The following is a 6,951-nucleotide window of genomic DNA, read 5'->3' as shown; positions in this document are numbered from 1 at the left end:
TCTTCCGATCTTTTTTTGCTCGCAAAAAAGCCACTAACCCCGTCCCCGTTGGCACTCCTCTCCACTTTCAAAACATCCTCACATTTCTAACACAGAACGTTCACAAAAATCTGTTACCTTTGTATCAGTTTGATAGATTAGGGAGGTAAAGCGTTGATAGAGGTAAAAGATTTAGTGAAAAAATACGGAAGTCATCTGGCTGTGGACCATTTAAGTTTTACATTGGAATCAGGTAAGATTTATGGTTTTCTGGGGCCAAATGGTGCCGGGAAATCTACAACAATGAATATCATGACAGGATATCTGGGTGCGACACAGGGAAGTGTTCTGATTGACGGGCATGACATTTTGAAGGAGCCGGAAGAGGCGAAGAAACATATCGGGTATCTGCCGGAGCTTCCACCATTATATATGGATATGACAGTACAAGAGTATTTGGAATTTGCGGCAGAGTTAAAGAAATTGCCAAAAGAGAAAAGAGAATCCGATATCAGTGAAGTAATGAAATTGACAAGACTTCAGGATGTTTCAGATCGTCTGATCAAGAATCTTTCAAAAGGATATAAACAGAGAGTTGGGCTGGCACAGGCTATTTTAGGCTTTCCGGAGATTATTATTTTGGATGAGCCTACAGTTGGGCTGGATCCAAAACAGATTATAGAAATTCGTGAGCTGATCAGAACACTCTCAAAGAAGCATACCGTTATTTTAAGTTCACATATTCTTGCAGAGGTAAGAGAGGTATGTGATTATATTCTGATTATTTCAAAAGGAAAATTAGTTGCAAGCGATACACCGGAGAATCTGGAACTGTTAAGAAACGGAGCGTCCAGCCTGGAGTTAGAGGTGAAAGCTGCACCGGAGACTGCTCGGGCAATTTTGTCAACAATTGATGACATTGATGCGATGGAAATGCATAGTGAAAATGAAAATCTTACGAGAGTAAAGCTTGAGACAAAAAATGGGGCAGATATCCGTGAAGCAGTATTTTATGCATTTGCAGAAGAAAAGTGCCCATTGTTGGAAATGAAGACTGCAAAGGCAAGTCTGGAAGACATCTTTATGGAACTGACACAGAAGGAGGAATCGAACGATGCTGGCAATTTATAAAAGAGAATTCAAGTCCTATTTCCAGTCTATGGTGGGATGTGTTTTTGTTGCATTTCTCGTTGCATTTACGGGAATCTATTTTACCGCATATAATTTGAACGCAGGATATCCGTATTTTTCTTATACATTGTCTGGCTCGCTGATCGTATTTATTGTAGGGATTCCGCTTATCACGATGAGAAGCTTTGCGGAGGAAAGAAAAAACAAAACAGATCAGTTGTTGTTAACGGCACCGGTGAGTCTTACAAAGATTGTGTTAGGAAAATATTTGGCAATGATTTCAGTTGTCGCAATCCCAAATCTTATCTTTTGTCTCTTTCCGCTATTGATCAAGATGAATGGAACAGCATACTTAAAGACAGATTATATTTCAATCGGAGTCTTTTTCCTTCTGGGATGTGTTTATGTAGCGATAGGGATGTTTATGTCAGCATTGACAGAGAGCCAGATGATTGCATTTATCACAACATTCGGACTTTTATTGATATTATATCTGTGGAACGGAATCATCGGATTTCTCCCATCCTCTGCGATTGGTTCGCTGATCGGATTGATTGTTATTTTCACGATCATAATTGCTTATGTTTATCATATGACAGAAAACTGGATGCTTAGTGCGGTTTTAGAAGTGCTCGGTATTGTAGCGAGTGTTGCTACATACATTGTGAAATCCAGTTTATTTGAAAACCTGTTAACAAAAATACTCGGAAAGCTTGCATTGGCAGACGTATTTACGGATATTACGAATAATCACATTGTTGATATTACAGGAATTGTACTGTATTTGTCTGTAATTGCGATATTTATTGTTCTGACGATACAGGCAATTCAGAAGAGACGTTGGAGTTAGGAGGTTCGGGCTGTGGAAAAGATTAAGAAATTATTTCAGACAACAGGAACGAAACAGGGCTCATTTAGCATAGGAGTAACGGCAATTGTAATAGCGATTGTAGTAGTTGCGAATATGATCATAGGCCAGTTACCTGAAAAATATCGAAATATTGATGTGAGCAGCACAAAAATATATGAAATCAGTGATACAAGTAAAGATTTGCTGAAAGAACTGGATCACAAAGTAACATTGACAGTACTGGCTGTGAAGGATGAGACAGATGATCGTATTACAACATTTTTAAGTAAGTATGCAGGACTTTCAAAAAATGTTTCTGTAAAATGGATTGACCCGGTGTTGCATCCGTCTGCATTGACAGAGAATAATGCAGAAAAAGATACAATTGTTGTAAAATGTGAAGACACAGGAAAAAGTACGACAGTAGCATTTAGCGACATCATCGTACAGGATATGTCATCCTATTATTATACAGGAAGTGCATCGGAGTCAGAGTTTGATGGAGAAGGTCAGCTGACAAGTGCGATCAATTATGTGACAAGTGATGCCAGCCAGACGGTTTATAGAACATCTGGGCATGGAGAGTCTACATTTTCAACAACGATATCAGATTTAATGAAGAAGAACAACTATAATGTAGAAGAATTGAATTTGGTTATGAATACAGAAATCCCGGATGACTGTGACCTCCTTATGATGTATGCACCGACAAATGATCTGTCACAGGAAGAGGCGGACGTCTTGAAGAATTATCTGAAGTCAGGCGGTAAAGTGATGCTGATTCTTGGAGATACAACTTCAGAGCAATTGCCGAATTTAATGGGTATTTTATCTGATTACGGAATGAAAGAAGCCGATGGATATATCGCAGATCCAAAGCGTTGCTATCAGGGAAATGCATATTATCTCTTCCCACAATTATCTGTGTCCGGGGACTTGGCAAATGGAATTTCATCTCAGATGGTTCTTCTTGCAAATACACATGGTCTGGAATTGAGTGACCCTGCAAGAGATACGATTTCAGTAAATGCATTTATGTCTACAACAAATAATGCATATGCGGTGACGGAGGATGCGCAGACAGAAGGCAGTTATACACTTGGAGTTGTCGCGACAGAGAGTATCAGTAAGGATGATGGAGATGATACCAAGGACGAAAATAGTACAGATGACAGTGAGACACGAAAGAGCCGTCTGACAGTGATTTCTTCAGCAAGTATGATTGATTCTCAGATTACAGATGCATTTACGACATTAGAAAATACAACATTATTTATGAATGCAGTGACAGCAAACTTTGATGGTGTCAAAAATATTTCCATTGAGCCAAAAAGTCTTTCCGTAGAATATAATACAGTGCAGCATTCAGGCCTTTTGAGTCTGCTGGTAATCTTCGGGGTTCCAATCGTACTTTTGATTGGTGGATTTTCAGTATGGTATCGCAGAAGAAAAGCGTAATTAAAAATTAAAATCTGAATAGAAAGAAAGGCGTGCCGTATGGATAAAAAGAAAAAGCAGATGTGCATACTTTGTGGAGTGTTACTTCTCTTGCTGGTAGTATATTTTGGAATTCAGACAATGATAAAGCATCAGGAGAAGAAAACAAAGGAAGAAAAAGAAGCATCGACAATTTATATAACAGATGTAGAAGATGTGTCTCTGATTAATTACGATGTCGGAGAGGGGACGCAAACATTTGAAAAACAGGATGGAAACTGGGTCTATGTAAAAGACCCGGATTTCCCGTTAGACGAGAGCTATCCAGAACAGATTGTAGAAACCTTTGGAAAGTTGAAAGCAGAACGTGAGTTGGAAGACGGAGATGAGCTTGCAGATTATGGTCTGGATGACCCGGCTTATCGGATTCAATTGACAGATGAAAATGGAGATAAGACATCGGTTTATTTTGGAAATGATTCCGGGGATGATTCATATTATGTAACGGTGGATGATACAAAGAAGGTCTATACAGTAAACAGCGAGGTACTCCAGGATTTACAGCATAGTCTGGAAGATATGGCGAAGTTAGATGAATACCCGACGATTGGAAGCGGTAATCTTAAGAAAGAAGTCATTACACAGAACGGACAGACAACCACATATGATTCGGAAAATGATGATGATACCGAGAACATCGCAGCGGTAGCAGGAGGACTCGGAGTAGTGAGTCTGGATAAAGTTGCGGATTATTCCGTGGAAGACGAGCATTTGTCAGAGTATGGGCTGGATGAAAAATCCAGAATTACAGTAGAAGCAACTTATACAGAAAAGAAAAAAGAAAAGGTGCTGACTCTTTATATTGGAAAAGAGGATGGCAGTGGAAACCGTTATGTGATGATCAGCGATTCTAAGATTGTATATTTGATTTCAACAGAAATCTGTAACAACATTTTGAATGTAGAGGATTAAGAAACGTTTTCAATGTGTTAAAAACCGCGTGGCAAATATTTTTAGAAACATTTAAGAAATAATTTATTGACTTTCAGTTAAAAAGAGAGGAAAATGTCCTTCTATAGGAAAGCGAGGTTGAAATCAATGAGAGATAAAATGATGCGGTTTTTGCAGGGAAGATATGGAGTGGATGCATTGTCAAAATGCTTACTGGGAATTGGATTGATAGCCGTGATACTGGCAGGATTTTTTGGAGGAAAGGCTGCAGGAAATATATTGTATATCCTTGGCTGGGCTGCAATCATTTATTGCTATTTTCGTATATTTTCAAAAAACATAACAAAACGTTATGCGGAGAATCAAAAATATCTCGCAAAGACATATAAGCTTCGTAGTTTTTTCTACAAGCAGAAAGAACTGATGAAACAGAGAAAAGTTTATCATATTTATAAATGTCCGAGTTGTAAGCAGAAAATCCGTATTCCGAGAGGGAAAGGAAAGATTGAGGTGCGTTGCCCGAAGTGTGGAACGACATTTATAAAGAAAAGTTGATGTATAAGTGAATCATGAGAACGTTGGAAAACGGTGCCAAAGATTATTGGTGCCGTTTTCTGAAATTATGATATAATGAGCGAAAAAGAAAAGGAAGCGACGCCGCAGGCGGCATTTTCTTTTCTTGAGCCATTAGTGAGCGAACAGTCTGCGAAGCAGACGGTAGAGCGTGTAAGCGCGGGTTCGTGATATAATAAATTACAAATGCGGTAGAAACGGAGAAAAGAGATGATAGATCCATATCAGATACTTGGGGTGTCGCAAGATGCGTCAGAAGATGAGATAAAAAAAGCATATCGTTCGTTGAGCAGAAAGTATCATCCGGATGCGAATATTAACAATCCAAATAAAGAAGAAGCAGAAGCTAAATTCAAGGAAGTGCAGCAGGCATATCAGAAGATTATGGATGAGCGTGCGAGAGGATATTCCGGAGGTGGTACATACGGGAATGGAGGTCCGTTTGGCAATACATATGGAGATCCGTTTGGCGGCATGTATGGCAATCCATTTGGCGGTGCATATCAGGGCAATCAAGGTGGAACAGGTGCTTCGGGAGAGTCAGAGACAGACATGCATCTTCGTGCAGCGGCAAACTATATTCAAAGCGGACATTTTGAAGAAGCATTGAATGTATTAGATGGAATCAAAGAAAGAAGAGCATTGTGGTATTTTTACAGTGCGTCGGCAAATTCCGGAGTTGGAAATAATGTGACCGCACTCGAACATGCACAAAAAGCGGTAGAATTGGAACCGAATAACCTGCAGTACCAGATGTTGTTGCAGCGTCTCCAAGGTGGCGGTGGCTGGTATCAGCAGAGACAGGGGATGTACGGATATCCTGTTGGAACAGGTGACGCATGTATGCGGGCATGTATCGCTACAGCATTGTGTAATCTGTGTTGCGGTGGAGGGTGCTGTTATGTGCCAATTTCTCCGGGCGGTGGTTTTATGTAACTAATAGAGCCGATTGGGGACGGAGTTTGGTTTCCTATTTGTATATTTTGCCAAAGAATCTATAGATACTAAATGTGGATTTGTAAGACTTTTTTTGAAGAAAGTATTTACAAACCACATAAAACAATATATAATACAAACATAAACCACATAAAACAATATTGTAAAACAGAATAAACCACATAAAACAACAAATAGCGTGGCTGCATAAATATAAGGAGGAACAGGTACTATGAAAATTTTAGATTCAAAATTCGTACAGGACTTTATTAAAATGGCAAATGATGGTTATCTTCAGGGATGGCATGAGAGAAATGGTGGAAACTTAAGCTATCGTTTGAAACCGGAAGAAGTTGAGATGATCAGACCTCGTTTGAATGCACCGGGAGAATGGACAGCTATCGGAACAGAAGTACCTGGATTGGCAGGAGAATTCTTCCTTGTGACAGGAAGCGGTAAATACTTCAGAAACATTATTGTAGACCCGGAAGTGTGTCTTGCAATCATCGAATTGGATGAGGCAGGAGTTAATTACAGAATTCGTTGGGGATTGGTAGAAGGTGGAAGACCTACAAGCGAGCTCCCGACTCATCTGATGAATCATGAAGTAAAGAAAAAACTGACAAATGGAAGACATCGTGTTATTTACCATGCACATACAACAAATACAATTGCACTGACATTTGTTCTTCCATTGGATGATCAAGTATTTACAAGAGAACTTTGGGAGTCAGCAACAGAGTGTCCGGTTGTATTTCCGGACGGAGTAGGTGTAGTAGGCTGGATGGTTCCGGGAGGAAGAGACATTGCAGTTAAGACAGCAGAACTGATGAAAAAATATGATGTAGTTATATGGGCTCATCATGGTATGTTCTGCTCAGGAGAAGATTTTGATCTAACATTTGGTTTGCTTCACACAGTAGAAAAATCTGCTGAGATTCTTGTTAAGATTCTTTCTATGTCACCAAAGAAACTTCAGACAATCACACCGGATAACTTCCGCTCATTGGCTAAAGATTTCCAAGTAAGCCTTCCAGAAGAATTTTTGTATGAGAAAAATAAATAATTGATCCAAACAGGGACGGAGTTTTCTA

At 39.4% G+C, this 6,951-nt stretch carries 7 protein-coding genes; all 7 read left to right on the top strand.

Annotated elements, in window-relative coordinates; genetic code table 11:
- Positions 1-153: 153 nt before the first annotated feature.
- The 7 genes from LQE94_RS14625 to rhaD all read left to right on the top strand — a co-directional run bounded on the left by LQE94_RS14625 (position 154) and on the right by rhaD (position 6,923).
- Entirely contained in the window at positions 154-1,110 is a 957-nt protein-coding gene (locus LQE94_RS14625; RefSeq protein WP_240578041.1) for an ABC transporter ATP-binding protein, read from the top strand.
- Positions 1,094-1,960: an ABC transporter permease subunit gene (locus LQE94_RS14620; protein WP_240578040.1), complete on the top strand. Its 867-nt coding sequence runs from the start codon at positions 1,094-1,096 to the stop codon at positions 1,958-1,960. The genes LQE94_RS14625 and LQE94_RS14620 overlap by 17 nt, the downstream gene beginning before the upstream one ends.
- A gap of 12 nt (positions 1,961-1,972) precedes the next feature.
- The gene (locus LQE94_RS14615; protein WP_240578039.1) at positions 1,973-3,418 is read left to right on the top strand and encodes a Gldg family protein; all 1,446 of its coding nucleotides are present in this window, start codon (positions 1,973-1,975) and stop codon (positions 3,416-3,418) included.
- A 39-nt stretch (positions 3,419-3,457) separates the two neighbouring features.
- On the top strand, positions 3,458-4,369 hold the full coding sequence (locus LQE94_RS14610; RefSeq protein WP_240578038.1) for a DUF4340 domain-containing protein: 912 nt from the start codon (positions 3,458-3,460) through the stop codon (positions 4,367-4,369).
- Positions 4,370-4,495: 126 nt separating this feature from the next.
- Positions 4,496-4,903: a hypothetical protein gene (locus LQE94_RS14605; RefSeq protein ID WP_022075090.1), complete on the top strand. Its 408-nt coding sequence runs from the start codon at positions 4,496-4,498 to the stop codon at positions 4,901-4,903.
- Positions 4,904-5,131: 228 nt separating this feature from the next.
- Complete coding sequence (locus LQE94_RS14600) at positions 5,132-5,857, top strand: J domain-containing protein (RefSeq protein WP_240578037.1); 726 nt, start codon at positions 5,132-5,134, stop codon at positions 5,855-5,857.
- A 232-nt stretch (positions 5,858-6,089) separates the two neighbouring features.
- Complete coding sequence (gene rhaD / locus LQE94_RS14595; RefSeq protein WP_240578036.1) at positions 6,090-6,923, top strand: rhamnulose-1-phosphate aldolase; 834 nt, start codon at positions 6,090-6,092, stop codon at positions 6,921-6,923.
- The last annotated feature ends 28 nt before the right edge of the window (positions 6,924-6,951 follow it).

The sequence above is a fragment of the Mediterraneibacter sp. NSJ-151 genome (assembly GCF_022487435.1).
Classification (GTDB): Bacteria; Bacillota; Clostridia; order Lachnospirales; family Lachnospiraceae; genus Schaedlerella; species Schaedlerella hominis.
The sequence above is the reverse complement of the archived record's forward strand: the minus strand, read 5'-3'. Positions and strand labels throughout refer to the sequence as shown.